Annotated in this window: 24 protein-coding genes; 17 read left to right on the top strand and 7 right to left on the bottom strand. The window is 65.6% G+C overall.

Annotation, left to right across the window (positions count from 1 at the left end; genetic code table 11):
- Nucleotides 1–83 precede the first annotated feature (83 nt).
- The 3 genes from AAGA11_14475 (at nt 84) to AAGA11_14465 (ending at nt 2,153) form a co-directional block, all read left to right on the top strand.
- Nucleotides 84–770: a hypothetical protein gene (locus AAGA11_14475; protein ID MEM9604069.1), complete on the top strand. Its 687-nt coding sequence runs from the start codon at nt 84–86 to the stop codon at nt 768–770.
- Between the two features lie 613 nt (nt 771–1,383).
- Entirely contained in the window at nt 1,384–1,797 is a 414-nt protein-coding gene (locus AAGA11_14470) for a VOC family protein (GenBank protein MEM9604068.1), read from the top strand.
- Complete coding sequence (locus AAGA11_14465) at nt 1,794–2,153, top strand: YbaN family protein (protein MEM9604067.1); 360 nt, start codon at nt 1,794–1,796, stop codon at nt 2,151–2,153. Before AAGA11_14470 ends, AAGA11_14465 begins: the two co-directional genes overlap by 4 nt.
- Before the next feature lie 104 nt (nt 2,154–2,257).
- Here AAGA11_14465 and AAGA11_14460 read toward each other — a convergent pair whose 3' ends face one another.
- Both AAGA11_14460 and AAGA11_14455 read right to left on the bottom strand, forming a co-directional pair.
- Nucleotides 2,258–2,509 (bottom strand): type B 50S ribosomal protein L31, encoded by a 252-nt coding sequence (locus tag AAGA11_14460; GenBank protein MEM9604066.1) that lies wholly within the window; start codon nt 2,507–2,509, stop codon nt 2,258–2,260.
- Nucleotides 2,510–2,618: 109 nt separating this feature from the next.
- A complete protein-coding gene (locus AAGA11_14455; GenBank protein ID MEM9604065.1) occupies nt 2,619–3,308 on the bottom strand; it encodes a DUF1826 domain-containing protein in 690 nt (229 codons plus the stop codon).
- Between the two features lie 213 nt (nt 3,309–3,521).
- On the opposite strand from AAGA11_14455, the gene AAGA11_14450 reads away from it, so the two are divergent.
- The gene (locus tag AAGA11_14450) at nt 3,522–3,884 is read left to right on the top strand and encodes an SgcJ/EcaC family oxidoreductase (GenBank protein ID MEM9604064.1); all 363 of its coding nucleotides are present in this window, start codon (nt 3,522–3,524) and stop codon (nt 3,882–3,884) included.
- A gap of 34 nt (nt 3,885–3,918) precedes the next feature.
- On the opposite strand, the gene AAGA11_14445 is transcribed toward AAGA11_14450, so the two are convergent.
- Complete coding sequence (locus tag AAGA11_14445) at nt 3,919–4,782, bottom strand: NAD(P)-dependent oxidoreductase (GenBank protein MEM9604063.1); 864 nt, start codon at nt 4,780–4,782, stop codon at nt 3,919–3,921.
- A 134-nt stretch (nt 4,783–4,916) separates the two neighbouring features.
- On the opposite strand from AAGA11_14445, the gene AAGA11_14440 reads away from it, so the two are divergent.
- A complete protein-coding gene (locus AAGA11_14440; GenBank protein ID MEM9604062.1) occupies nt 4,917–5,831 on the top strand; it encodes a LysR family transcriptional regulator in 915 nt (304 codons plus the stop codon).
- Between the two features lie 71 nt (nt 5,832–5,902).
- Complete coding sequence (locus AAGA11_14435) at nt 5,903–6,505, top strand: carboxymuconolactone decarboxylase family protein (GenBank protein MEM9604061.1); 603 nt, start codon at nt 5,903–5,905, stop codon at nt 6,503–6,505.
- Between the two features lie 131 nt (nt 6,506–6,636).
- On the opposite strand, the gene AAGA11_14430 is transcribed toward AAGA11_14435, so the two are convergent.
- Nucleotides 6,637–9,588, bottom strand: coding sequence for an NAD(P)-dependent oxidoreductase (locus tag AAGA11_14430; GenBank protein ID MEM9604060.1), 2,952 nt, complete (start codon nt 9,586–9,588; stop codon nt 6,637–6,639).
- Nucleotides 9,589–9,913: 325 nt separating this feature from the next.
- Between AAGA11_14430 and AAGA11_14425 the strand changes: the two genes are divergently transcribed.
- Entirely contained in the window at nt 9,914–10,108 is a 195-nt protein-coding gene (locus AAGA11_14425; protein MEM9604059.1) for a hypothetical protein, read from the top strand.
- 33 nt (nt 10,109–10,141) lie between these two features.
- Here AAGA11_14425 and AAGA11_14420 read toward each other — a convergent pair whose 3' ends face one another.
- Nucleotides 10,142–11,530: a hypothetical protein gene (locus AAGA11_14420; protein MEM9604058.1), complete on the bottom strand. Its 1,389-nt coding sequence runs from the start codon at nt 11,528–11,530 to the stop codon at nt 10,142–10,144.
- Nucleotides 11,531–11,604: 74 nt separating this feature from the next.
- Between AAGA11_14420 and AAGA11_14415 the strand changes: the two genes are divergently transcribed.
- From AAGA11_14415 to AAGA11_14400, 4 genes are all read left to right on the top strand, one after another.
- Complete coding sequence (locus AAGA11_14415; protein ID MEM9604057.1) at nt 11,605–12,390, top strand: copper chaperone PCu(A)C; 786 nt, start codon at nt 11,605–11,607, stop codon at nt 12,388–12,390.
- Nucleotides 12,391–12,970: 580 nt separating this feature from the next.
- Nucleotides 12,971–14,152 carry an FAD-binding oxidoreductase gene (locus AAGA11_14410; GenBank protein MEM9604056.1) on the top strand — a complete coding sequence of 394 codons (1,182 nt, stop codon included), beginning with the start codon at nt 12,971–12,973 and terminating at the stop codon, nt 14,150–14,152.
- 79 nt (nt 14,153–14,231) lie between these two features.
- On the top strand, nt 14,232–14,933 hold the full coding sequence (locus AAGA11_14405) for a glutathione S-transferase family protein (GenBank protein ID MEM9604055.1): 702 nt from the start codon (nt 14,232–14,234) through the stop codon (nt 14,931–14,933).
- 16 nt (nt 14,934–14,949) lie between these two features.
- Complete coding sequence (locus AAGA11_14400) at nt 14,950–15,699, top strand: metallophosphoesterase family protein (GenBank protein ID MEM9604054.1); 750 nt, start codon at nt 14,950–14,952, stop codon at nt 15,697–15,699.
- Nucleotides 15,700–15,721: 22 nt separating this feature from the next.
- On the opposite strand, the gene AAGA11_14395 is transcribed toward AAGA11_14400, so the two are convergent.
- Nucleotides 15,722–17,359, bottom strand: a complete 1,638-nt coding sequence (locus AAGA11_14395) for a thiamine pyrophosphate-dependent enzyme (GenBank protein ID MEM9604053.1) — start codon at nt 17,357–17,359, stop codon at nt 15,722–15,724.
- A 330-nt stretch (nt 17,360–17,689) separates the two neighbouring features.
- On the opposite strand from AAGA11_14395, the gene AAGA11_14390 reads away from it, so the two are divergent.
- The 3 genes from AAGA11_14390 to AAGA11_14380 are packed head-to-tail and all read left to right on the top strand — an operon-like array spanning nt 17,690 to nt 19,421.
- Nucleotides 17,690–18,343 (top strand): sulfotransferase family protein, encoded by a 654-nt coding sequence (locus tag AAGA11_14390; protein MEM9604052.1) that lies wholly within the window; start codon nt 17,690–17,692, stop codon nt 18,341–18,343.
- Between the two features lie 26 nt (nt 18,344–18,369).
- On the top strand, nt 18,370–18,975 hold the full coding sequence (locus AAGA11_14385; protein MEM9604051.1) for an urea carboxylase-associated family protein: 606 nt from the start codon (nt 18,370–18,372) through the stop codon (nt 18,973–18,975).
- A 59-nt stretch (nt 18,976–19,034) separates the two neighbouring features.
- Entirely contained in the window at nt 19,035–19,421 is a 387-nt protein-coding gene (locus tag AAGA11_14380; GenBank protein ID MEM9604050.1) for a DUF4345 family protein, read from the top strand.
- A gap of 229 nt (nt 19,422–19,650) precedes the next feature.
- Here the strand turns inward: AAGA11_14380 and AAGA11_14375 are convergent, their stop codons facing one another.
- The gene (locus AAGA11_14375; GenBank protein MEM9604049.1) at nt 19,651–20,400 is read right to left on the bottom strand and encodes an SDR family oxidoreductase; all 750 of its coding nucleotides are present in this window, start codon (nt 20,398–20,400) and stop codon (nt 19,651–19,653) included.
- 117 nt (nt 20,401–20,517) lie between these two features.
- Here AAGA11_14375 and AAGA11_14370 point away from each other — a divergent pair, with 117 nt between their 5' ends.
- The 3 genes from AAGA11_14370 to AAGA11_14360 all read left to right on the top strand — a co-directional run bounded on the left by AAGA11_14370 (nt 20,518) and on the right by AAGA11_14360 (nt 25,084).
- A complete protein-coding gene (locus AAGA11_14370) occupies nt 20,518–21,396 on the top strand; it encodes a LysR substrate-binding domain-containing protein (GenBank protein ID MEM9604048.1) in 879 nt (292 codons plus the stop codon).
- Nucleotides 21,397–21,827: 431 nt separating this feature from the next.
- The gene (locus AAGA11_14365; GenBank protein MEM9604047.1) at nt 21,828–24,248 is read left to right on the top strand and encodes an EAL domain-containing protein; all 2,421 of its coding nucleotides are present in this window, start codon (nt 21,828–21,830) and stop codon (nt 24,246–24,248) included.
- A 62-nt stretch (nt 24,249–24,310) separates the two neighbouring features.
- Nucleotides 24,311–25,084: an ABC transporter substrate-binding protein gene (locus tag AAGA11_14360; GenBank protein MEM9604046.1), complete on the top strand. Its 774-nt coding sequence runs from the start codon at nt 24,311–24,313 to the stop codon at nt 25,082–25,084.
- The last annotated feature ends 186 nt before the right edge of the window (nt 25,085–25,270 follow it).

Genomic DNA, 25,270 nt, shown 5'->3' with positions numbered 1-25,270 from the left:
TTGCCACCCGTGCAACGGGGGATTGGCCGGCGTCCTTCGTGCAACGGCGAAAAGACGCCCTTCGCGGGAGCAGGAGACAGCGCATGCGTTTGGTTGACCGAATCGTCAGGGTGATCGCCGAAGTCGGTGCGAGCGCCAACACGGCATTCGACCCGACGAGCCTTGGCGACGACGTGGCCTTGCACACCGCGTGGACACCGCTCAAGGGCGGTGGCACGAACCTGCACACCCACGTGCTGAGGTCCCACAGCACGTGGCACGTCGCCTTTGTACCGCGGCGCTGGGCGCTCGCCTTTCCGGCGGTCTTCATTGTGGTTGGCGTCGGTGCGGCGGTGGCGATCGGATCGCAAGCGTCGTCCGAAGGGCCTCTGGCGGTTGCGTTCGGGTTGCTGTTCGGCCTGGTGTTTGCCGGTGCAGGCGTGCTGATCCTGCGCAGCTGGCTCCAGCCTCGGCACTTTGATCGAACGCTCGGCTACTACTGGCAGGGGCGGGCCCGGCACGGTGGCCACGGCATCGAAACCCTGCAAGCGCACTGTCGGCTGGACGAGATCCACGCCGTGCAACTGATTCGAGAGCGGTGCAGCGGCAAGAACCACACGTACTACAGCTACGAGCTCAACCTCGTCAAACACGACGGCAGCCGGTTGAACGTGGTCGACCACGGCAAGATCGTGGCCCTGCGTGACGATGCGGCGCAGCTCGCCACACTGCTGGATGTCCCACTCTGGGATGCCACGCAGGCAACGGCGGCAAAGCTGATGGCGGCGTAGTCGCGGTGCAAGGGGCCAGTGTGTTGGTCGCGAGACAAGTGGGCGCGACCCACCTTGACACCGCGTTCCACTCGGAAACACGCCGGCACGTGGGTGGCTTGCGGTGGCCGGACAGGGCAGTGGCAACCCAGTCGAGGCTGAAGCACGTGGTGCCTGCCGCGTTGAGCCAGACCCTCGATGCGGTGTGTGACGGTGTGTCGTACCGTATCGACCACACGCACGACGCGCGGGGATACGGCGGCAACCGTGTGCGGTGCCGGTTGACGCGCGAGCCGGACGTGCTCGCAACCGCCCAGGTGGCACAACCGCGCGGTCTGTTCAGGCGACCGGTGATCCGGCTTGAGTCACCGGTCGGGGGTGGGCTGGCCAACGCCGGCCACGTCGGCGTGCACCACGCGAGACGGTGTGGCAATGACGCGCAGGGCCACGTCCGCACGCGGGGCGGCCCGAGGCTGACCCGCGAGCACGTTATGGCGTTACCTGACACCCTCGGTGGGGCCAGTTCAGGTGTGCCTGCATGCGCTCATTGTGGTGCGCGAGTACCCTCAGCGGGGCGAGCACGCACGCGCCCTGGCACGTCGGCGTTGTCTTTCAACACAGCAGGAGGTCTGACATGACAGCACCCCCAGCCCTTGGCACGATAACGCCCTACTTCACCGTGACGGACGCGGATGCGCTGATTGCGTTCACCGTGACGGTGTTCGATGGCGAGGTCGTCAAGGAAGACCGCTACGCGGATGGCACGGTGCAACACGCACGCGTTCGCATCGGGGATTCCATTCTGATGCTGAATCAGGCAACGGCGGCGTTCTCCGCCAATGTGTCGCAGATGCACCTGTTTGTGGAGACCGTCGAGGGTGTCTACACGGCAGCCTTGCGAGCCGGCGCTGTCAGCGTCATGGCACCGAATATCAGGCCCCATGGCGACCTCATGGCTGGCGTGGTGGACCCCTGCGGCAACCTGTGGTGGATCGCGCAGCCGCGCACGGGCGAACCCGATCGCGACACGCCGACACACGCTGCATGAAACGCGTCTTTTTTCTGATTGCCGCTTACGTGTTTGTCGGGCTCGCAATCATCGGCGTTTTCTTGCCCGGCATTCCCACCGTGCCGTTCCTGTTGCTTGCGGCGTGGTGCTCGGCACGGGGCTCTGAGCGACTGCACCGCTGGTTGTACTCGCACCCGCACTTCGGGAACCTGTTGACCAACTGGGAGGAGCAAGGGGCCGTGTCTCGCAAGAACAAGACAGTCGCCATCGTCATGCTGGTCGCGAGCTGGGTGTTTCTCTATTTCACACTCTCGAGCTTGTGGGTGCTTGGCGGTATCACGCTGATCTTTCTGTCGGTCTCAACGTTTCTGTTGACGCGGCCCGAGCCGCGTTGAGGCGGACGCCGCGTTGCCCAACGCGCGGTCGCAGGCGTGTGCTCGGGTGCCACACAGGCACACAGCACACGGATCTGGCGACCCGCCAGGCTTTGGGTACTCGGTCAGGACGTCGGCTTTTGCGCGAAGCGCTTGTTGAACTTCGCAATCCGCCCGTCGTTCTGCCTGACACGGTGCTTGCCCGTGTACACCGGGTGAGACGCGCTCGAAATGTCGATGGGGACGTACGGATAGGTGTGCCCCTCGTACTCGGCGGTTCGGGTGGTCGCGATGGTTGAGCCAACGAGAAAGTAGGTGTCGGCGCCGGTGTCGTGAAACAGCACGTCGCGGTACTCGGGGTGAATGTCGGGCTTCATGGCATGGTGTCTCTGGGTGGTGTGTTGTGCGCGTCCGCGTGGTGGTGGAGCGCGCATGTGTTTCGGGTGTGTGTAGCCTCGGGCGGCACCGCCAGCGTGGCCTGATGGTTCAATCGGCAAAATCCAATGACAGCAGCAACCTGCGCTCACCTGGTGCAACAGCGGGCGAGCGGTGCACCAGGCCAGTGGTCTCATCGTCATGCCAGAGCGCGCCCTTGATCAGGGCGACGTCGCCGGTGTCGAGCTGCTGGATATCGGCTGGACTCTGATACAGGCCCGACACGGCATCGGGTTTGCCGCCGCTGCGGGCGCCGAGTTTGGAGCGGTTCACCTTGTTGTGCGGCAGCCACTCGGTCGCACTGCCGTGGTACGTGGTGAGCAGACGGCAGGGCATGCGGTCAACGTGAAAACGCGGGCACATTGCCCTGTCAATGGTAGCCAGGCGCAGACCGGCACGTTCCAAATTGAACAAACAGCAGTACATGTCGACGAGTTCGGCGATGTCGTTGCTCAGCTGGCTGGGCAAGGTGCCGCGGGTCGCGTCCTTGAGCGCCGAGTGCGTCGTGTCCGGTGCGACCACGACCGCTGCCGAGAGCGTCGGGTTGGCCGCCAGAAACCCGACCACCGCATCGGTGAGCAGGGTTTCGGGTGGGCGCTGCCAGACGGCGATGCTGATGTCAGCATCGTAGATATCGGCCAGCACACCGGGTTTGCTGCCGCTTGCCAGGCGCATCTTTGCGGCCCGGTCTGCCGGGTCGAAGAGGCCATAAACGACATTCTCAGCGGGTGCGGGGTTCATGTCTTGTGTGCCTGTGGAGTGTGGTCAGCGCGCGGCAACGGGGCGTGGCGCCGGCAATCGGCAGTTGCATGCTACGTACATTATAACATAACAGCAGGTTGTCAGGCCGGTGCCAGAACGCGGGCGGTGCCCGCAGTTGCACGCCCTGTGGGGTCCCGTGCAAAGCGCGTTTGACTTACACTCCTCACCCCGTTTTCGTGGAGCAGCACTGAGGTGGATCAGGACATCGCCGCACAATTCGACGCTTGGAACAGCGCGTTACAGACCGGTGACCCGAAACAGGTTGCGGCCTTGTACGACGTCAATGCCATCCTGTTGCCGACCGTGTCCAACCAGGTGCGTCACTCGCCCGCCGAAATCGAAGATTACTTCGTCGGTTTTCTGGCGAAGGGGCCGGTGGGCACGATCGACGAGGCCAATATCCGGAGCTTCGGCCAGATCGCCGTGAACTCCGGCGCGTACACCTTCACCTTTGCCGACGGCAGCACTGTGCCCGGGCGTTTCACCTTCGTCTATCGGTGGAACGGCCAGCGCTGGATGATCATCGAGCACCACTCCTCGCGCATGCCGGAATAAGCCCGGCGCGGTGGTGCCGCGCCGGCCCGTGGTTTCAGCGAGCCCGGGGGGTGTAAAGCTGGACGACACCGGTGATGTTGTCTGCGCCGTACCCGCGATCGACGCCTGCCGTGTAAACGCCACCGGCAGCGTCGGCCAACGGCACCGACGCGGCTGATGCCGCGATCAGGCCGAAATCCTTGGCGACCAGGTCGATCGGAAACGCCGGTGCCCAGTGGCCCGCGAGCATGGCCTCTGCAGCGGCCTTTGCTGCCGGGCTGCAGACCGGGGTGCTGCCGAGGACCGCTACGGCGGCGTTCGTGTCCAGGCCCGCCCTCGCTGCAAAGCCGATCAGCTCGGCCACGGCGGCGAGCTGCACCCCGAACAGCGCGTTGACCAGGAGCTTCAGTGTGGTGCCCGAGCCCACGTCACCGGTGTGGTGCACGGCACCGGACAGGGGTTGCAATACTGGCGTGATGGCGTCAACCGCGGCACCTGGACCGCCGGCGAAGAACAGCAGGGCGCCGGCGTCGGCCTGGGGTCGCGAGCCGGCGAGCGGCGCATCGACCAGTGTCCGTTTTGCCTGCCCGAAGGCGGTGGCCAGCGCCGTCACGTGCGGCAGCGACACGGTGGAACACTCGACGGCGATGCTGTGTTCGCCGAGGGCCTGCAACGCGCCGTCGACCGGGTCCAGCCAGACCCGCTCGGAGGCGGTGTCGTCGCGCACCATCGATAGCACGATGTCAGCACCACGCGCCGCGGTACGCGGTGAGTCCGCCGGGGTCGCACCGCGGTCCACCAGCGGCTGCACACGGCCCGCACCGCGGTTCCAGACGGTCACGGGGTGGCCTGCTTCAAGCAACCGGGCGGCCATGCGGCTGCCCATTGCGCCGAGGCCGAGAAAAGCGATCGTGGTCATGTGGGGTCTCCCGTCACGGTGGTGGGCCTGAGCCGGGCGCGTGCCCGGTGTGTCAGGGGTATAGAGAGCCTGAATGACGCGATAAATAAGATAAATATCGATTCTTGGTTTACATAAGTGCAGAATACGCACTAATGAACCTGGACACCTTGCGGCTCTTCATCGATGTCGCCAACCGGTTGAGCTTCGCGGCCGTGGCTGACGAGCACGGGATCAGCGCGTCCTCGGTGTCACGTGCGATTGCGCAGCTGGAGCAGTCCCTTGGCGTGCGGTTGTTCCAACGCACCACCCGCACCATGTCGTTGACCGAATCGGGCGCGCTCTATGCGCAGCACGTGGCTGGGATCATCGAGGCACTGGCGCACGCGGAGGATCAGGCTCGGTCGGTCAGCCGTGGCCCGGCGGGGACCCTGCGGCTGACCGCGTCCGTTGCGTTCGGTGAGCGGGTGATCGTGCCCCTGATCGGTGATTTCAAGGCACGCTACCCGGAGCTCAAGCTCGACCTGCTGTTCACCGACACCGCGGTTGACCTGGTCGATGCCGGCGTCGACCTCGCCGTCCGGCTCGGTCCCCGGCCGTCAGGTGATGTGGTTGCGACGCGGCTGTGCGCGACACGCTACCGTGTGGTTGCGAGCCCGACCTACGTCGAGACTGCAGCCACCATTCGCGTGCCGGAGGACCTCGCGCATCACCCCTGCACGGTGTTTGCGCTGCCCGGGTTTCGCTCGTGCTGGCGCTTTCGCGCGCTGCACGGCGGCGGAGGCCATGACACCGCCGTCGACATCTCGGCAGAAACCACCGTCACGTCGGCGTTGAGCCTACGCTCGATCGTGCTCGGTGGCGGGGGGCCCGCACTGCTCGCCGGTTGGCTGATCGGTGACGACATTGCAGCTGGCCGTCTGGTTGATGTGCTGCCAGAGCACCAGGCGACCGCAACCGATTTCGACACAGCGGCATGGCTCGTGTACCCCAGCCGCGCCTACCTTCCAAGCAAGGTGCGCGTCGCCATTGATTTCCTCAAATCACGGGTGTCGGTGGTGCCGGGTTGAGCGACCTTGTCGCCCTTTGCGGATGCACTGTCGGCGGCAGATAATGGGCTGTAAATTACCTGGAGGCTACCGTGGCACGCATTCCACCGCTTGCAATCGAAGACATCGAGGCCGACGACATCAAGGCGCGCTTCGAGCACTACCGCAACACGCGCGGGTTCACCCCGCACAGCATCATGACCATGGTGCGCCGCCCGAACATCGTGCGCGCCTTCATGGCGCTCAATCAGGCAGTGCTCTACGAGGGCACGGTCAGCGAAGAGCTCAAGATGCTGGTCAGTCTGATTGCGTCGCAGGCGTCGGGCTGCACGTATTGCCAGGCGCACATGGCCAACCTGTCGAGCCGGTACCAGGCGAGCGACGAGAAGATCCGTGCCGTCTGGTCTTTTCAGACCAGTGAACTCTTCAGCGACGCGGAGCGTGCTGCGCTGACGTTGGCCTACCACAGTGCCCTGGTGCCGAACGAAGCAACGGATGCCGATTTCGACCGCCTGAAGGCCCACTTTGACGACGATCAGATCGTTGAGATCGTCGCGGCCATTTCACTCTTCGGCTACCTCAACCGCTGGAACGACACCATGGCGACCGAGCTCGAGGAACACGCCATCGACGTCGCCGAGCGCAGCATCTCTTCGGTCGGCTGGACCCTCGGCAAACACGCGGCGGACGCCTAGCGCCTGCCAGTGGCCCGGTTTGCCTGCGCTGCCGGGCGTGTCGTTGCGTTGCCGTGGGTTGCGCCAGCGGCTGCTCGCGCAATGCACCCGGCGGGGGCGTCTGGCTCCCTCGCCGGCGGGTTGACGGGCCGCTAGCCGAAGTTGCCGTTCAACCCGAAGACGTCGCTGTCGCGGCGCAACCGGTTGTTGGCCATGACCAGCGTCGCCGCGTGCGCCTCGAGCAACTCCGCACGTCGGGTGGCATCGCGCGTGCTCTCGAGAGCGCCGAGGATCGCCGCGAGGGTTTCGGCGGTGTCGCGCAAGCGGGTCAATGCCTCGCCGTCCGCCGTCCGACGTGCGATCGCCGACGGTGAGACCTTGCCGACCCCGGCGACCGTGTGCGCGCCTCCGTCGCTGTAGCCCGGCGGGATGTCGCCCTTGACGTTGACCACCGTGCGGTAGCGGATCGCATTCAGCAACTGGTTCACTGCCTGGATTGCACCGGCAACACGCGATGTGTGCTCCGTGTCGGCAGCTGCGTGCGGCAACAGCTCCAGTCGGCCCGGGAACGCATCGAGCAGCGGGCGGTAGGGCACCATCGGACCAGACAAGCTGCCGTCCTCGGCGACGAACAGGTCGGCGTCGATCGCGGCGTAGCGTACCCGGCCCGCCGTCATGGCGTCACGCAACGCGTCCGCGTCGACCACTTCTCCACGGTCGTAGTTGATCAGCACCGCGCCAGGGTTGAGTTGGCTCAGCACCGCGGCATCGACGAGCCCGGCGTTGGCGAAGCGACCGTCGGCGCCCTTGGCGCCGAGGCCGGTGTGCGGTGAGAGCACGTCGGCGCCCTCGGCCGCCGCTGCCGGTGTCGCTGCGTAGCGAAAACCCTCGGACTCGATCCAGGCCTGGTGACGCGCACGCGCGTGCACGGTCACGTCCATGCCAAAGGCTTTGCCGAGCAGGGCGACCTCACGGCCGATGTTGCCGTAACCGATCACACCCAGGCGCTTGCCCTCGAGCTTTTGCGTGGGGTATTCGCACAAGTGCTTGCCGGTGTCGAAGTCGCCGGCGACGACTCGCGCATGCATCCCGGCCACGTCGAGATCGGGCACGACCTTGAGCAGCGCTTTCATCACACTCTGCGCAGTCGCCCGGCTGTTGAAGCTCGGTGTGTTCATCAGCGGCGCCGACCCGCCGGCGCCGTCGCCGCCGCCCCAGCAGGCGCAGGCCATGTTGCCGGTGCCGGCGCCGATCCGCACACCGCCTTCGGGGAAGGTGGCGTTGGCGGGCAGAAAAGTCGCGGCAGCGATCACGGCGTCGTACTGGTTGTCGCAGCACGCTGCCGTCAATTCGGCTTCGGTGGACAGGTTGGGCAGGTAGAAGAAGTGCTGGCCCGGCGGCAGTTCACGGCCATCCCAGGCGCCGTCGGTGAAGCTCGCGCCCTCTGCCTCGATGTGTGCCCTGACCTCGGAGGGGTCGGGCTTGCCATCGGCGTCGAAGGACAGGCCAACGAGGTCAGCGATCAGGATGCGATACGCTCTCGACGGGTCGTCGACGCGCGCTGCCGGCCCAGACACGGTGTCGGCGTCGAAGTGGACGCCCTCGGTGGCGAGCTCCTCCTCGAGCACCACGATTTTGGCGCGGTGGTAGGCGTAGCTGATGTTCTCGAGCAGGCGCTCGATGTCGTCGGCGTCGCGGATACCGTTGATCCACGCTCGGTAGTCGCCCGGGGTACCGGGGAAGGCGTTGACGTAGCGCGCTGCGTCGAGCCCCGGCTCGTGGTCGCCATTGGGGTGCGTAATGCCTTCGTAGCCCAGCAACTGTTTCGAGCGCGCGATGATGCGTGCATGCAGGCCGGCGTCCGTGATGCCGGGGTCATTGACGGCGAGCAAGGTCACTGCAGCGCCCCGCTTGTCCGCGTTTGCAACCCCGGCTTGCAGCAGAGACTGTCCTTCGAGCCAGTCGGTGATACGTTGGCGGTTGGCCGCCGAGCGCGCGTTCATGTTGCTGACCGGGCCAATCAGCTTCTCGACGCGCAGCAGGCAATAGGTGGTCTCGGCAAACGCAAGGGATGAGAAGGTGTTGATTACGCCGCCTGTCATCTTGTGGGCGGCGGCGTCGTAGAACGGTCCCAGGCCGACAGACTGGTCACCTGTCAGCGGCTTCTTCGCGTCAGTCGGCACCACCAGTTTCAATTGCCGTGCGATGGCCCACGCCGGGTTTTTCTGGTTGTCGTCGATCAACTGCATCGCGGCCGGGGTGAACGAGGCAAGGAAGTAGCCGGACACCCCGCCAATGGCTTTCTGAAAGGGCGTGAATATGCAGCACTTCTGCATGAAGTCATCGACCACCGGCTGACTCCAGGGCATGGCGCCGAGCATGGATGTCGCATCGATCATGGCGTGGCGATTGGCCGGGTCGCCGCCCAACCACGTGAGCAGGGAGGCGACTTCGGACTCGGTGTAGGTCGTGGCGCCGGTGGTCTCGTGGCCGACACCGACGAACAGGGTAATGCCGAGTGCCTCGAGTTCGTCCGCCGACGGAATGCTGCCCTCGGCGTCGGCAAAGTGGATCTTGTCGGCGTTGCCGTTGGCCGCAAACTGCTGCAACTCCAGAATCTGTGTGCCCCAGCTCTGACGGAAAAAACCGCCACGGGCGGCCGCCTCGGATTCGGGTCGCGGCGTGTCGACGAACACCCGTTGGTGCTCGAGGTTCGGGTTCATCAGGTGCATGATCGCCACCGTGAAGCCCGAGTGACCGCCCCCGAGGCCGACGGCCATCGGGTTCGCTTCGGGCAAACCGAAGTACCGGTGGATGTGGTGCATCATGTCCAGCAGAATCGCGTCGGCCGGGTAGCCGCGGTGCATCGATCGACCGATTTCGGCTGTCGTCAAGGGCCCGAGATCCCGGCCGGTGTCGTCGAGCTTGCGGTAGGTCTCCTCCAACCAGCGGTCAAAGGCAAAGCGGTTCTCACGCCCGACCATCTCGTCTGTGACCACGTCCGTGATGGGCCCGACGCCGAAAAACGGGTTGACGGTGCGCGCGGGCGCGCCGTGCCGGGTGGCCTCGCGCGATGCAGCGCGTTGCGATTCGAGGTCGTGCATGGTGGTCGGGTCTCTGGTTGTCGGGTTGGATCGCCGAGCAGTGGCGCTGTGAGAAGATGCGGGCCGCACGATGGGGCAAACCGGCGCACCGCGTTGGTGCATTCGCGACCTGTATTGGTGTCGTACTGCTGTTTTCCGGAAGAATGCGCGCCCGGGCGTGATGTGCGTCACATCGGTGCCGGCGTCGACCGGCGGGATCGGGCCGATTGTCGCTGAACTCCTGGGCTATTCTGTGGGTCACACCCGTCTGGGACGGCGGTGTTGGCCGTTCGACGGCGCAACCCACGACTCCCGGTCGGGACGCAGAGACGGTACCTGAGCGAACATGAGCGAATTGATTGGGGTGGCCCTCACCTTCTGTGGTGTGTTCATCTGGATGCTGCCGGCCGTTTTGATCGCAGACTCCCCGCGCACACACGGGGGCGAGAAGGCAGCCTGGATCGCGGGCGTTGTACTGGGCTCGTGGGCGACCTGGATCGCGTTCTCGATCTATGCGCCGCTGCGGCGCAGCTACTACTGACCGGTCACCTGGCGGGTCTCGGGTGCGTCGGGCTCACGCGCCGCGCGGCGCCGACAACAGCCACAAACCGAACAGCGTGTAGGCCACCATGAACACCGCGAGCGGCAACTGGCTGAGTGCGGTCTTGCGGTTGTCGTTGAGCAGCGACGCCATGACGCGGTGGGCGGAGAGCAGCGAGATGACGTGGCCCAGTACCACGGCGGTGGCTTGGGCGAAGTAGATGCGGGCGACCGAGTCGGGCGTGTTGAAGAAGCCGGTCGTGACGTAGAAGGTGTCGTAGCCGAGCAGGCGCCAACCGGACGCAAACGGGTCGTTTAGCGAGGCGAGCGTGTACTGGCCGGTGACCAAAATGGTCGTGAGGTAGTGGGCGAAATGGTAGCCCACTGCGATCGGCAACAGTGTCGGCGCGAGGCGGGCAAACACCAACCGGAACGGCAGCTGCGCGCGGGCCAACGCCAAGCCTGTCACGATGCAGACGCTGAACAACACGATCAGCAGGGCGTTGCCGAGTGCAATGCCCGCGAGTGTCTGCGGGATCACGGCGGAACGCCCGGGAAACTCCAGCGGGTTCACGCCCAGCAGCCCGAGCCAGAAAAAGGTTTCGTTGAACCCGTCAAAGCTGCTGGTGCCGAGCAACAGCAACACGAACACCGCGAGGCTCAGCGAGGTGTCCCGGCGGTGGCTCAACTGCCAGCCTGGCAGGCCGACGTGCAGCGCACGCGCCCGACGGCCACACACCGCCGACTGCGCGAACTGTGTCATCAACACCGACGCGAACTCGCCGTAGGTGCGCCACGCGGTCTCGCCGAAGAGCAGCATCGCGACCAGAGCCACCAACCAGTAGAGCGCAACGACCGACGCGAGCACCGCCGGGTCGTCGGGCGCAGGGTGGGCCAGCAGGAACGCGGAGAAGAGCACGAAGCCGACCACCGCGGGCGCGTGCCCGAGCCGCGCGGGGTAGGTCAGTGTCGCTCGCATACCGAATGCGCTGGTCAACAGCGCTACCACACCCGACCAGGGGTTGAGCCACCGCCAGAGGTTGCCGAGCAGCCCGTTCAGCACCACCAGAATCACCCACCACACCGACCAGATCAGCAAGGGCAGCGGGTTGGTCAGCGGGTCGCGTGAACCGGTGAGCCCAGCCACGAGCGCGATCACGAGAACAACGAACGAGCTGAGGCTGACGGCGTGCCGTGCGCCGGTGCAGTCGCACGCAAGCAGCCGCCCGTGCGAGAACCGTGTGAGTTGGATAGCGAGTGCCGGCACGGCGAGGAACAGCACGGTCAGCGCGACGATGGTGACACCCACCGTGTTGTAGACGTCCGTGGGCAAGAGCAGGACCAGTTGCTGGCTGGAAGCGTGGCTCCACGCCAGGGCGGGGCAGAGCAGACACAGGGCAATCGCCAGGGCGCGGAGCGGCATAGGGCGGGACGCAATCGGCAGGCACTGTTTCCATGCTAATGTAAGCGCGTTTCAAGTCGCAAATGGCACAGCGGATGAGGCACAGCGCGGCGCGGCTGCTCGCAGGCGTGGTCATCCTGGGTGCGGTTCTCGGGGTCGGGTCCGCGTTCTGGTTTGGTGCGAGCAACCAGGCCCGCCACATCGTGGCTTCGGCCGGTCTGGCCGTGCCGATGGCCGGGGCCATGCCCGGGCTCATGGTCACCCTGAGCCTGACCAATACCGGTGAGGCCGTCACGTTCAGCGCGCTCAGTTCGCCGGACGCTGGCATCACCCACATCATGGGCGGTGAGCTCGCGTCCGTGGTGGTGCCGGGCGGTGGCACCGTCGACTTCGCGCTCGACGGCGCTCACATCATGATGATGGCCGTGTCGGGCGATCTGAGAGCCGGTCGACTGATCCCGTTGCAGTTCACCCTCGGTGACGGCTCGGTGCTCAAGACCCAGGTTACGGTGGCTGACGCCGACCCGGTGGACCACAGCCTGCACGCGGGCATGGCCGGCATGCCGATCGAACCGGCGCCGCTGATTTCGCTGACCCCCCTGCGCGACAGCGCGTCCGGTCCGTGGCGCATCACGGCCGCCGTGGACCACTTCGTGTTCGATACCGAGCGTGTCGACACCGAGCACGTACCGGGTGCCGGCCACGGCCATCTCTACCTGAACGGCGTCAAACTCGGCCGCTACTGCGGTGGAGAAATGGCCATCGGCGTGCTGCCGCCCGGCGAGCACACGGTGCGGCTCGACCTCAACACCAATTTGCACCAGCCCTATGCTGTGGACGGCAAAGGTGTCAGTGGCCAAACCCGGATTGTGGTCGACTAGCCAGCCATCACACGTGTCTGGCCGGCTCGCCGTGCGCGTGGGGATGCCCCACAACATTCGCCCCTAGGCGGGCCCCACATACCGCTTCGCGATGATGCAGCTCCCACAGGGTCGGTGTCGGTGCGGGGTTTGGCGATGCCCCATGCCTGTGTTAGCCGCCGCCTCGCGCAGCGAGCGTAGGCGAATTCGGCGCGTCGGGCATCGAGAACATCGCCGCATGCCGCTGCGCGACGATGCGGCTCCCACACGCGCGGTGTCGGTCCGGGGTTTGGCGATGCCCCACGCCCCTGTGGGAGCCGCCGCCTCGCGGAGCGAGCGTCGGCGAATGCGGAGTTGGATTCGCCACATCATTCGCCCCTAGGCGGGCCCCACATATCGCTTCGCGATGATGCAGCTCCCACAGGGTCGGTGTCGGTCCGGGGTTTGGCGATGCCCCATGCCCTGTGTGAGCCGTGCCCAATGCCGTGTGCAAGCGAGCACGCGGCACCCAAAGCGCTGCTGGTAATTGCCCGCCGTGGGCGTTCAGTTCACACTGCCGCGACGCAACAATAAGGGCAGACGGGTCGTCTGACACGGTGCGATGTACAAAATTGTGGTGGTGGGTCGTGGCTTGATCGGCAGCGCGGCCGCACGTCACCTGGCCGAGACGACTGATGGCATTGCGTGTGTCGGTCCGGACGAGCCCGCCTCCCGTGCGCCCCACAACGGTGTGTTTGCGAGCCACTACGACGAGGGCCGCATGACGCGCAACGTCGACCCCGAGCGCGAATGGGCGATTACGGCGCGGTGTTCCATCGCCCGGTACCGTGACATTGAAGCGCGAAGTGGCATCCCGTTCTACACGCCAGCGGGGTATCTCGGTCTCGGCATTGGTCCGCTTGGCAAACGATACAATGCGCGGTGTGCTGCGACAGGAGAGTCCGAAGGCGCTGCTGTCGAACATCTGAATGGCGAGGAAGTGCGGGCCCGTTTTCCCTACCTCGCCGTGCCTGAGGACGTGGACGGTCTCGTCGAACTGGGTGGTGCGGGACACATCAGTCCGCGTCGCCTGGTGCAGGCGCAAACACGGCTCGCGGAGTCCGCCGGTGCCACGGTTGTTCGGCAAGCGGCGCGTGCGGTTCGACTGGTTTCGAACGGGGTTGAGGTCGAGCTTTGGGATGGCTCGTCGCTGATGACCGAGCGCGCGCTTGTGGCCACCGGCGCATTCACCGGCTGTTGTGGGCTCAGCGCGACCAACCTCGGCTTGACCGTGTTCGGCCGGACAACCGTGTTGGTGCGAATAGAGGGCCGCGCTGCCTCAACGCTCGAGGGCATGCCGACCATGATCGACACGGCGATTGGTGCCTACATACTGCCACCGATTCGCTACCCGGACGGACACCACTACCTCAAACTTGGTGTCGGCTCAGAGGACAATCCGACGTTCACCGCGCTCGAAGATCTGCAACAGTGGTTCAAGTCAGCCGGCTCCGAGCGGGAACGTGCGCTGTTCACTGCCCACCTGAAGATGCGCTTTCCGGTGTTGCGCGACAGTGCACACTGGCACACCGACACCTGCGCTGTGACCCGTACCTCGACCGGCCTGCCTGTCGTGGATACCCTCCACAACGGCAGGATCACTGTCGCCGTCGGCGGCTGTGGCAAGGGTGCGAAAGGCTCTGATGAGTGGGGTCGCATTGCCGCGGGCGTCGTTCGCGGTGTGCCGTGGTCGTCTGATGTGCCGCGAGAGAAACTCGCCCTTGGCGCGCAGCGACAGGACTGATGGACGTCGACACGCAACTCGAGCCGCGGGGCGGCCAGCCATCGAGACAACACCATCATCGAGATGATCTGATTCGACCATGACCGATAAATACACCTTGCACAACCGGCTTGGCTCCGGCGGTTTCGTGGTGCAAGCGGCGTGTGCCGTGGCGAAAGTGCCCCTTGCCTACACCCCTCTGGTGTCCAAGCCCAATGAATCGCTGGGTCGGTTGGTTGAAGGCGTCAATGACTGGGGGCAGGTGCCGGTGCTGTCACTCGCCGACGGCACGCGGATTACCGAAGTCGCGGCGATTCTCGCCCACCTCGCGCACACCGAGCCGTCGTTGTCACAGGGTCCACACCTCTGGATCGACAACCATCCGGCGTTCCTCAGGTGGTCCGTGTTCCTCGCAGTGAACGTGTACGAGGGGATCCTCCGGCAAAGCTACACCGAGCAGTACGTCAGTTGTGTAAACGACATCGAGCACACCGCGATGGAACGTCACAACGGTGCGTTGGATGCACTGGTGGTGAAGTCCGTGAAGGCTGGGGCGAAAAAGCGCAACCACGAGGCGTTCAGGTTTATCGAGCGTGATACGGCCGGACACCGTTTTCTGCTGGGCGATCGCCTCTCGCCGTGTGACATCCTGCTGGCGATGCTGTACGCGTGGCACAACCGAAAACCGGATTTGCCCAAGTGCACCTGGATCACCGAGTACGTTGCGACCCACGACATCATCCGGCCCATTTGGAAACAGAATTTCCACGATCGGCTGGACTTCAAGTGGCACGAGCTCTGACCGTGCTGGTGACGGCATGAGGTTGGCTGTCATTGCCGATGTGCACGGCAACTTCGACGCACTCGACGCGGTGCTCGCCGACATCCGGCGCGCAGGTGCCGATCGCATCGTCAACCTCGGTGACCACGTCAGCGGCCCGCTCGATGCCCGCGGCACCGCCGACTGCCTGATGGCCACCGACATGCTGTGTCTGCGCGGCAACCACGACCGCTGGGTGCTCGGAGACCCGGCGGGTGACATGGGGCCGTCGGACCGCGTCGCGGCGGCGCAGCTCAGCGACGCACACACCGCCTGGCTCGCGGCCCTGCCGCCCACACTGGACCTGGACGGTGCGGTGTTCGCCTGCCACGGCACCCCGACGAGTGATGAAACCTATTGGCTCGAAGCGGTCGATGCCACGGGCACGCCGCACCTCGCCGACCGTGCGCAGATCGAGTCGCACGCCGCGGGGCTCGAGGCCGACGTGCTGCTCTGCGCCCACACCCACATCCCGCGCACCGTCGTACTGGCCGATGGCCGCCGCGTCGTGAACCCGGGCAGCGTCGGGTGCCCGGCGTACGATGACACCAAGCCCCGCTACCACCGGATGCAAACCGGCTCGCCGGACGCGCGCTACGCGCTTGTCGAGCGCGTGGCCGGTCACTGGACGGTGGCGTTCAGGCAGGTGCGCTACAACACCAAGCGGATGGTCGCGCTGGCACGTCAGCACGGCCGGGCGGAGTGGGCCTCGGCCGTGGCGACGGGTTGGGTCGCCGCACCCGAGTGATCGCCGCTGCAGCGCAGCCAACCTACGCGCCGGTCCCGCGCAATTTCGGCATCAGAATGTACGGCCAGGGGCTCGGAAACTCACCCACCGGCACTTCAATTACGTTGACGTCCGGACTCGCCACGGCGGTGGCGAGGGCGTCGGACAACGCGTCGGGTGTCTCCGCGCGCGCGCCTGTGGCGCCGAAGCTTTCGGCCAGCGCGACGAAGTCGGGGCTGGTGAGGTCGCTGGCGATGTAGCGGCCGCCGTAGTGGTCGCGTTGGATGCCCTTCACGTTGCCGTAGGCGTTGTCGTTCATCACGACGATGTTCACCGGGATCCGGTGGTGCACCGCGGTCGCGAGTTCGGTGATGGTGAAGAGTGCACCGCCGTCGCCGGTGATCGAGACCACCGGCACGTCGCGACGTGCGTGCGCAGCGCCGATGGCGGCGGCGATTCCCCAGCCCAGGGTGCCCTGGTACCCGGTTGAGAGAAACTGCCGTGGCGCGGTCACCGGAAAGGCAAAGCGTGACACGAAGCCGATCTGCGTCAGCTCGTCGAGCAGCACGCCGTCGGCCGGCAGCGCCTGTCGAATCGCGTCAAGCCACGCCAACTGCGGTGCGAGGGTGTCGGCGATCGCGTTTGCCGTCGTCGCCTTGACCGCCGCGATCCGGGCGCACCAGGCCGAGCGATCCGGTTGTTCGCCGAGCACGTCGAGCAGCGCGGGCAGCGCATCGGCAAGGTCGGCGTGCACGGCCACGGTGGTGGCGTCGCTCGAGCGAAACGCCGACGCGTCGATGTCGATGTGGACGACGGTCATTGCCGCGTCGAGACCCCACGCGACCGTTTGCGTCGCGAGTCGGGTGCCGAGGCCGATCACGAGGTCACAGTCGCGCCAGAGCGCATGGCCCGCCGGGTTGGTCAGCGACAGCGCGTCGCTGGCTGGCATGACACCGTGGCCGGTGCGGTACGCCACCACGCCCGCGCCGAGCCGGTGTGCCAGCGCGCGGACGTTCGCGGCGTGCGCGTGTGCACCGCCGCCGACAACGATCATCGGACAGCGTGCAGCGCGGATTGCGCGTGCGGCTGCGTCCAGTTGATCGGCCTTCGGCACCGGTGTCGCCCGGGCGGGCACGGCCAGGGTGCCTCGGTCGTAGTCGGTGGGCTTCAGCCAGCAATCCACCGGAATCTCGAGGCCCACCGGCTGGGGGCGGCCGCTGCGCAGGGCGCGCCAGGCGTCGGTGAGTTGCGCTGGCGCACGCGCGCCGTCGGCGACGTGTTCGGCGTGCTTGGTGAACTTGCCGAGGATCTCGAACTGGCCATCGATCTCGTGCAATTGCCCGGTAGCCCTGCCGATGGTGCCCGACGGTATCTGCCCGACCAACGCCATCACCGGCGCGTTCAGCGAATGGGCCGTCGCGAGGGCCGCGGACGCATTCAAGAACCCCGGGCCGGGTACGACCGACACCGCCTGCGGTTGACCGGTGGCGAGTGCGGCACCGAGCGCCATGTAGGCTGAGCCCTGTTCGTGCCGTGCGTGCACCGGCGTGAGACGGTCGCGCCGGTGGTACAGCGCGTCGAAGAACGCGTCGTTCTGTACGCCAGGCACGCAGTAGAGTGTGTCGATGCCGTTGGCGATCAGGCTGTCGACAGCCAGTGAGGCGATGGTCTGAGCGGTCATTCGGCTTGGTGCCTCACGTAAGCAACGGGGGTGTGACGATCGAGATGTCTGAGGGCAGGTGGTTCTGCAGCGCGCGATTGCTCGTGTGCGGAGAAACGTGGCCAGGCGTCTGGCGTTGGATTGATGTGGTCATGCCGAAGGCCCAGCTGTCCGCAATCGGAGGCATTATTTGCAATCATGGCACTTCGCGTATGCCGGGCGGGAATCCCGACGCGGGCGATGCCTTGCGGGCAAGCACACGTCGGCTCGATGCCCGGTGCACTCTAGCAGCTCAGGCCGTGTCCATTCGACTGCGCTACGCTCTTTGTGACGGATCACGAGAACGGTGTCATGACCCCATTTCAGACGGCCCGGCAGGGATTGCGGGTGATCGGTGCGGGACTTCCGCGCACGGGGACGCGGTCACTCAAGTACATGCTCGAGCACCTGCTGCAGGGCCCGTGCTACCACATGTCCGAGCTGCACGCGCGTGCCGAGCTCGACATGCCCAAGGTGGCTGCTGCGTTGCGGAGCGATTTCGAGCAACTGCTTGATGTGCTCGACCCCTGGGTGGCGGCGGTGGATTGGCCTGCGTCGCTGTTCTGGCGTGAACTGGCCGAGCGGTTTCCCGATGCGCACGTGGTGCTCTCGCACCGGGGCTCGGCCGACACCTGGTGGGCGAGCGCCGATGCCACGGTCTGGCAGACCATGCGTGCTATTCGCGCAGGCACCCATCCCGAGTTTGTCCCCGGCTTTCACGCGCTGATGCGCGAGCGCGCGGGTTTTGATGCCGACCTCGACGGCGAAGCCGCGCGCGCCCGCTACGATGCGCATTTCGCAGACGTGGTGGCCACGGTACCGGCCAACCGCCTGATCATCTGGAAACCGGCCGAAGGCTGGGCGCCGCTCTGCGAACGCTTGGGCCTGCCGGTGCCGGATATCGCGCCGTCACACGCCAACACCGCCGCGGCGTTCGAAGCGCGGTTCGACAGCGAGAGTGTGTAAACTGGCGTCAACCGGGAGGGGATGCCATGCAGGTTCAGGAAGCGCTGACAGTTGAGGGTGGGTACGGCGCGAGCCTGCGGGTTGCGGCGGGCGAACACGTGCGCATCACCAACCTCGAAGGCTCACAGGTCTGCGATTTCTGGGCGTTCAGCCAGGCCGACGCCTCGGAGTTCCTCTCGGCGGAACACACGCGGTCAACCTTGCAAAAGCTCGTGCCGGCGGTCGGGGACGCGGTGTACTCGAACCGGCGTCACGCGATGCTCACAGTCACCGAGGACACCTCACCGGGCGAACACGACCTGCTGATGTCGGCGTGTTGTGCGCGTCGCTACGCGCTGCTCGGCCACGACGGGTACCACCGCTCCTGCGCCGAGAACTTCTGCCTCGCGCTCGAGGACGCGGGTGTGATCGCGCAAGAGTTGCCGTCGCCGTTCAACATATTTCAGCGTGTGGACATCCTCGCCGGCAGTCGCATCGAGATCGTGCCGCCCACCGTGCAGGCCGGACAGTACCTCGAGATGCGCGCCGAGTGCGATCTGTTGGCCGTGGTCTCGGCCTGCCCGATGGACCTCGCCATGACCAACGGCCCGGACGGCAAGGTCCGCCCGGTCAAGGTCGAGCGGCTCGGCTGAGTGCGCGGCCTGGCACACATCAAGCGGTCGACACGGGGCAGCGGGAGCCCGGTCCCGCCGTGATCCCACTCAACGGGCCCCGGGGACGCGCGGCCCTGTCCTTGATTGCGATCGGCACGGTGCTGGTCGTGAACCCGGAACTGGTGCGGAGCGACCCGATCCCGGCGGACACCTTTAAGGCGATCGAACGGCGTATCTGGTGGGGCACGATCATCGGTGCGGGCGTTCTGCTGCTCTTCCGCAGCACCTGGCGCCCCGCGTTGCAGACGGTCGCAGCCGCAAGTGCGGCACTCCTGCTCGGCTTGCTGCTCGCACGGCTGATCGGTATAGCGCTTGACGGATCGGTGGCCAAGCAGTGGGTCTACGTCGCCATCGAAGCGGTGCTGCTCGCCGCTGCGGTGCAGTGGTACACCCGTCTGCAGCCCCGTCCACCCGAGGACGTTTGAGCGCCGCGCGCCCGATTTTCACTCTCAGGGTGACCCGTTCGAGCCCGTCTCCGCATTGGACGGCGCCGGGTGCCGGGCCGACGTAGCCGGGTTCGGGAGGCCACCGACGACGCCGGCACCTCGCAGTCCAGCCGCGAAGTCAAGCGCCCGCACGGCCAGTCACCGCGGCCATGGGGCGGCACCAAGCCACGGCTGGTGGGGTTGGTGCAAGCCCTGTGTCAGACGCGCTTCAGCGAACCGCGCGGTTCATGCCGCCGTCGGACAGGATGCTCTGGCCGGTGATGTACCGCGCCCCATCGGAGGCGAGGAAAACACAAGCCTGGCCGATTTCCTCGAAGCTCGCGGGCCGTTGGGCGGGAATCGACTGCCGCGCGGCCTCGGACAGGTTCACGTTCTCGCAGAAGCCGGGCAGCAGGTTGTTCATGCGGATGTTGTGGCGTGCGTACCGGTCGCCGTAGAGTTTCGAAAAGCTGTGCAGCGCACCGCGCAGCATACTCATCGGGTAGGGCGCCCGCGGTTCGAGGGTGTTCATCGACGAAATGTTGACGAAAGCGCCGCCGCCCTGTTCGATGAGGATCGGCGTCACGATGCGCGCGATTCGGACGACGCTCAGCACGTACATGTCCAGGCTCTCGTGCCACAGCGCGTCGCTGAGTTCCAACAGCGGCCCGTCGAAATCCGGGTCGAAGCCCACGGTCTTGATCGCGTCGGGCACCGAGCCGCCGTGGCCCATGTTGCTGACGATGGCGTCGATTCGCCCGTACTGGCGCACGGTGTCGTCGACCATCGCCTGCAGGTCATCGGTGTCCATCACCGAACCGCGCCGGCCGATGCCGCCGAGCGCGTCGGCGAGCTCGACAGAGCGGTTGGACGGCGACATCAGCGAGACGCGGTAGCCCGCCTTGGCCATCTCGATCGCGCAACCCCGGCCGATGCCCTGGCCCGTCCCGGTCATCAGTGCCACTTTCCTGTCTGCCATCGTCGGCCTCCCGGCACCGTTGGGTGCGTTGCGTTTTCCTGTGACCCTGTCAGTCTAGAGGCGGTTTTACGGCAGCTACAATCGTCTTATTCACACAAAGCTGTGAGGAAATCTCACATGCGAGACACACTGCGACACCTCAGGGCACTGCAGGTGTTCGACGAAACCGCCCGGTGCGCGAGCCTGTCTCGCGCGGCGCAGGCGCTGAATGTCACCCACGGTGCCGTGAGCCGCCAGGTCGCGCTGTTGGAGCAACACCTCGGCGTCAGCGTGTTCCGCCGGACACCCAACGGGGTTGAACTGACTCCGGCAGGGGAGCGCCTGGTGGAGTCGACCCGCACGGCGTTCTCAACCTTGCGCGCGGGCGTGCGCGACGTGCGGCGAACCGATCGGCCCCGTGCGCTGACGGTGTCGCTGTCAACGTCACTCGCGCTCAAGTGGCTGGTGCCGGCACTTGGCGACTTCAAGCACCAACACCCGGAGATTGCCCTGCTGCTCGACACCGACGACAGTCTGACTGACTTCACGTCGAGCGACGTCGACGTGGCACTCCGCTTCGGTTCGCCGGGTTGGGACGGGTTGTTTCACGAGCTGGTCTGCGACGAAGAGCTGGTGACCGTCGCCGCGCCGGCCCTGGTGGCCGGGCAGCCGCTGCCCTTCGGTGCTGATGCCATTGTGGCTCTGCCGCTGTTGCACGACGCGTTCAACGGCGGGTGGGAGCGCTGGGCGCTGCAGGCGGGCCTCACGCCAGACCGTGTGGCGGCGCAGGCTATCGAAGTGGCCGACAGTGGCGTCTTGCTGGAGGCCGCGGTGGACGGGCACGGCGTGGCACTTGCCCGGCATGTCCTCGCCGCACGGGACCTCGAACGGGGCCGCCTGGTGCGTCTCGAGGCGTCTGCGGTGCCGCTTGAGCGCGGGCTGTACGCCGTGTGTCGCGCCGGTGAGGAGGACCGCGACGGGATCAGGGCGTTCCGGGACTGGTTGCGGCACCGCTGAGCGACCGGGTTCGGTGTCCGGCTGGGCTCAGCGGCGCCTCGGCGCCGGCTCCTGCGTGGGGCGCGGTCAACCCGACCTATCAACGGGGCGCAGCGCTGCTCGGGCCACGGCGGTTTTGCAGTGTGGTGTCGTTCGCGTGCCGTGTTCCTGCGTACAGGATCGGCCCACCGACCTACATCAACTGCACACTAACAATAAGAGTTTCGGTCAATTCGTGCAGTTTCGTGCCGATACCCCTCGAGAGCGTTCTTGCGTGCGCGTGGCTGTGGCCACCGTGACGCCGTGTCCCTGCAGGCGTGTGGGGTTGGCGGTAACACCGGTGGTACGTCGCCCCGCGCGATGCGGTGAACGCGGCCGGCGCCTGCGGGCGCCGTCGATTGCGCAAGGACCGTGGACAACATGACTCCGAAAAGCTGTTAGACGACCGCCTGATGTTCAACTCGATCAAGAAATCGGCGCAGGCGAAGTTCGTGTCCATCATGTTGTTGACCCTCATCGGGGTCAACGGCCCGCTGCTGGCGTCCTTTTTCGTGGTATCGACGAACTCGGTCGAGCGCAAGATGCTCGAGAAGAAGCGTGCGATCGTCGACGTCAACAGCGAGGCGATCAGCAAGCCACTCTGGGATTTCGACTACGAGAACGTCGAGAAGTGGGCCGAGTCGATCGCCCGGGACCGCGACATCGCGACCGTGGACATTCTGGACTACCAGGACCACCCGGTTGCAACAGCGAGTAACGTCAGTGTGCACGGCGCCGCACCGGTCGGTGACGACACCGTCTACGCGAAGCAGATCTTCTACGCGGTGGACGGGAAATCCAGTGCGGTGGGCACGCTGCGCATCACGTTCTTCGCCGACCGCATCGGCGACGCAGTCTGGCAGGAAGTCAGCAAGTCTGCGCTGCTGTTTGTGGTGTCGACCATCACTGTACTCGGCGTGGCCTTGATTGCCTATCGCCGCCTGATCAGCACCCCGCTGGCGCAACTCACCTCGGTCATCGAGTCCACCCACAAACCCGGCGAGGCGACACGGCTGGTCTGGGACACCGAGGACGAGCTCGGCAAGGTGACGCGTGCGTTCAACGACATGCAGGACCACCTCGAGGCGGACCGCGCGCACATTGTCAAAGCCAACAAGCGGCATGTGTACCTCTACAACAACACCCCGGTGATGCTGTTTTCGGTCGACGATGACGACCGCATTCAACGCGTTTCCGAATACTGGCTGCGCGCGACCGGCTACAGCCCGGATGACGTCATCGGTTCAACCTTCTCACGCTTCATCAGCGATGCCAGTCAGGACGCGTACGCCAGTCGATTCGAAGCGCGGGACGCGGGCGAACACGAGTCGCGCAAGACCACGCTGTCGTTCCGCAAGAAGGACGGCGGGTACATGGACGTGCTGCTGACCGAAACCCGTGACGTCGACGACCTGTCCGGTGTGCGCCAGTGGCTGGCGGTGATGACCGACATCAGCAAGCTCAAGGAAGCCGAACTGCAAATCCGCAAGCAGGCACAGACCGACGTGGTGACGGGCTTGCTCAACCGCGCCGGCTTTGCCGTGTGCCTCGAGCGCTCGATTGCACACGCCGAAGACGGTGCGAGCATCGCCGTGCTGTTCTTCGACCTCGATCGGTTCAAATGGGTGAACGACAACCTCGGTCACCAGGCTGGCGACGAGGTGCTGCGGGTGGTCGCAGAGCGTGTCAAGCCGCTCTTGCGCCGCGACGACTACTTTGGCCGTTTCGGTGGCGACGAATTTGCGATCACCATCGCGGGCGATGACATCCGCGAGCGCACCGTCGCGCTTGCGGCCCACATCAACAAGATGGTGTGCGCGCCGATCGAGCTCGACGAACGCACCGTCCAGATCTCCGCGAGCATCGGCGTGTCCTTCTACCCCGAGAACGCCGGGGATGTCGAGACCCTGCTGAAAACCTCGGATGTCGCGATGTACCGACAGAAGCGCGATGGACGCAACGGGTTCTGCCTCTACGACGCGCAGTTTGGCGCCGAGGCTGCGCGCCAGCTCGAAGTCGAGAGCCTGATCTCGGAGGGGTTGAAGAATGACTGGTTCGAGCTGTATTTCCAGCCCATTGTCGACCTTGTCACGCAGGAGACCGTTGGCTTCGAAGGCCTGTTGCGCCTCGTGCACCCGGAACTCGGTATCGTGCAACCGACCGAGTTCTTCACCGTGGCCGAGCAGTCCGGTCACGTTGTGGAGATCGGCGACCGGGTGATCGAACTCGGGTGCGAGGCGCTGCGCAAACTCGACGTCGAGCACGGGATACCGGGCGCCTACGTCGCGATCAACCTCGCAGCCGCCCAGTTCCAGCCCGACCTCACCGCCAAGATCGCGCACTGCCTTGCCGAGCGCAACGTCCCGCCTCAGCGGCTGGTGCTCGAAATCACCGAGAACGTGTTGATACAGGAAAAATCGGGTCTGATCGACATCTTCGACGACCTCGTCGCGCTCGGTTGCCGCTTTGCGCTCGACGATTTTGGCACGGGCTACTCGTCACTGAGCTACATCAACCGCTTCCCGGTCAGCACCATCAAGATCGATCGCTCGTTCATCAGCGAGATGGAATGCCACACCGGCCCGGCGAAGCAGGAGAAGACCATTGCGTTGATCGAGGGCATCGTCGGGCTGTCGCAACGGCTCGGCTTCACGGTCGTGGCCGAAGGCATCGAGACCGAATGCCAATTGGCGCGGCTGGTTGAGATGGAGATCGACAACGGCCAGGGCTATCTGTTCAGCCCGGCCGAGCCGCTAGAGGCGTTTTTCACCGACGGTGACATCCGACGCTACGCCGACGCGTTCTCGTCGCCTGTCCCCCGTAAACGCGCGTGACGCCGAGGGATCACGCCAGAAACACACTGCACACATCACCGTGTTGTGAAGGAGAGTGAAACGTGCACCGGATATCAAGACGCAGCTTTGTCACCGGGTTGGTCGCTTCGGCGGCGCTGCCGTTCGTCGGCCAGGCGCGTGCCGGGAACGGCCTGGCCTCGTTGAAGTTCATGACCGAAGAGTACCCACCGTACAACTACGCCGAGGCCGGGCAGTTGCGCGGCATCAGCGTGGATGTGGTGGTGGAGATGTTTGCGCGTGTGGACAGCGGCCACGCCCGCTCCAGCATCGAGATGCTGCCTTGGGCGCGCGGCTACAACCTGACTCTGCAGCGTGGCGGTCACGCGCTCTTCTCGACCACGCGCACCGCTGACCGCGAAGAGCTGTTCAAGTGGGTGGGGCCTTTCGTCCCGACGGTCGTCGGGCTCACCGCACACAAGGGGCGCAAGCTCACCGTTGATAACCTCGACACGTTGTTCCAACTGCGCATTGGCGTGGTCAAGGACGACGTTGGCCAGCTCCTGCTCAAGGCCGTCGGCTTCCCTGAGGAGCGCATGGAGGTGGTGGTGTCGAACGACCAGAACTACCGCAAGCTGATCGCCGGTCGCCTCGATGCCATTGCCTATGAAACCGAGGTGACGCGTTGGGGCCTGCAGCAACTGAACGCCAACCCAGACGACTACGAGGTCGTCCACGAGCTCAAACGCAGCGACCTGTATCTCGCGCTGCACCGCCAGACGCCGGACGCGATTGTCACCGAGCTGCAGGGGGCCTTCGATTCAATGGTCGCCGACGGCACGTACCAGGCCATCCTGAGCGGGTACCAGGCCGGCTGACCTCAGTTCGGCGCGGGAGCAACGTCGGTCAGCAGGCCGCGCGCTAGCTGTGATCTTTCAGTAGGTTGTTCATCCGAGCCCCTTGCTCGATGCTGTTGGGTGTCTACGTCCAACACACCAAAGAGGCCCGGATGAACACCCACAAGAATGCCCGATTGACACCCTTCGGTCGACGGGTTCTGGTCG

The sequence above is a fragment of the Pseudomonadota bacterium genome, from assembly GCA_039196715.1.
In the GTDB taxonomy this organism is placed as follows: Bacteria; Pseudomonadota; Gammaproteobacteria; order CALCKW01; family CALCKW01; genus CALCKW01.
The sequence above is the reverse complement of the archived record's forward strand: the minus strand, read 5'-3'. Positions and strand labels throughout refer to the sequence as shown.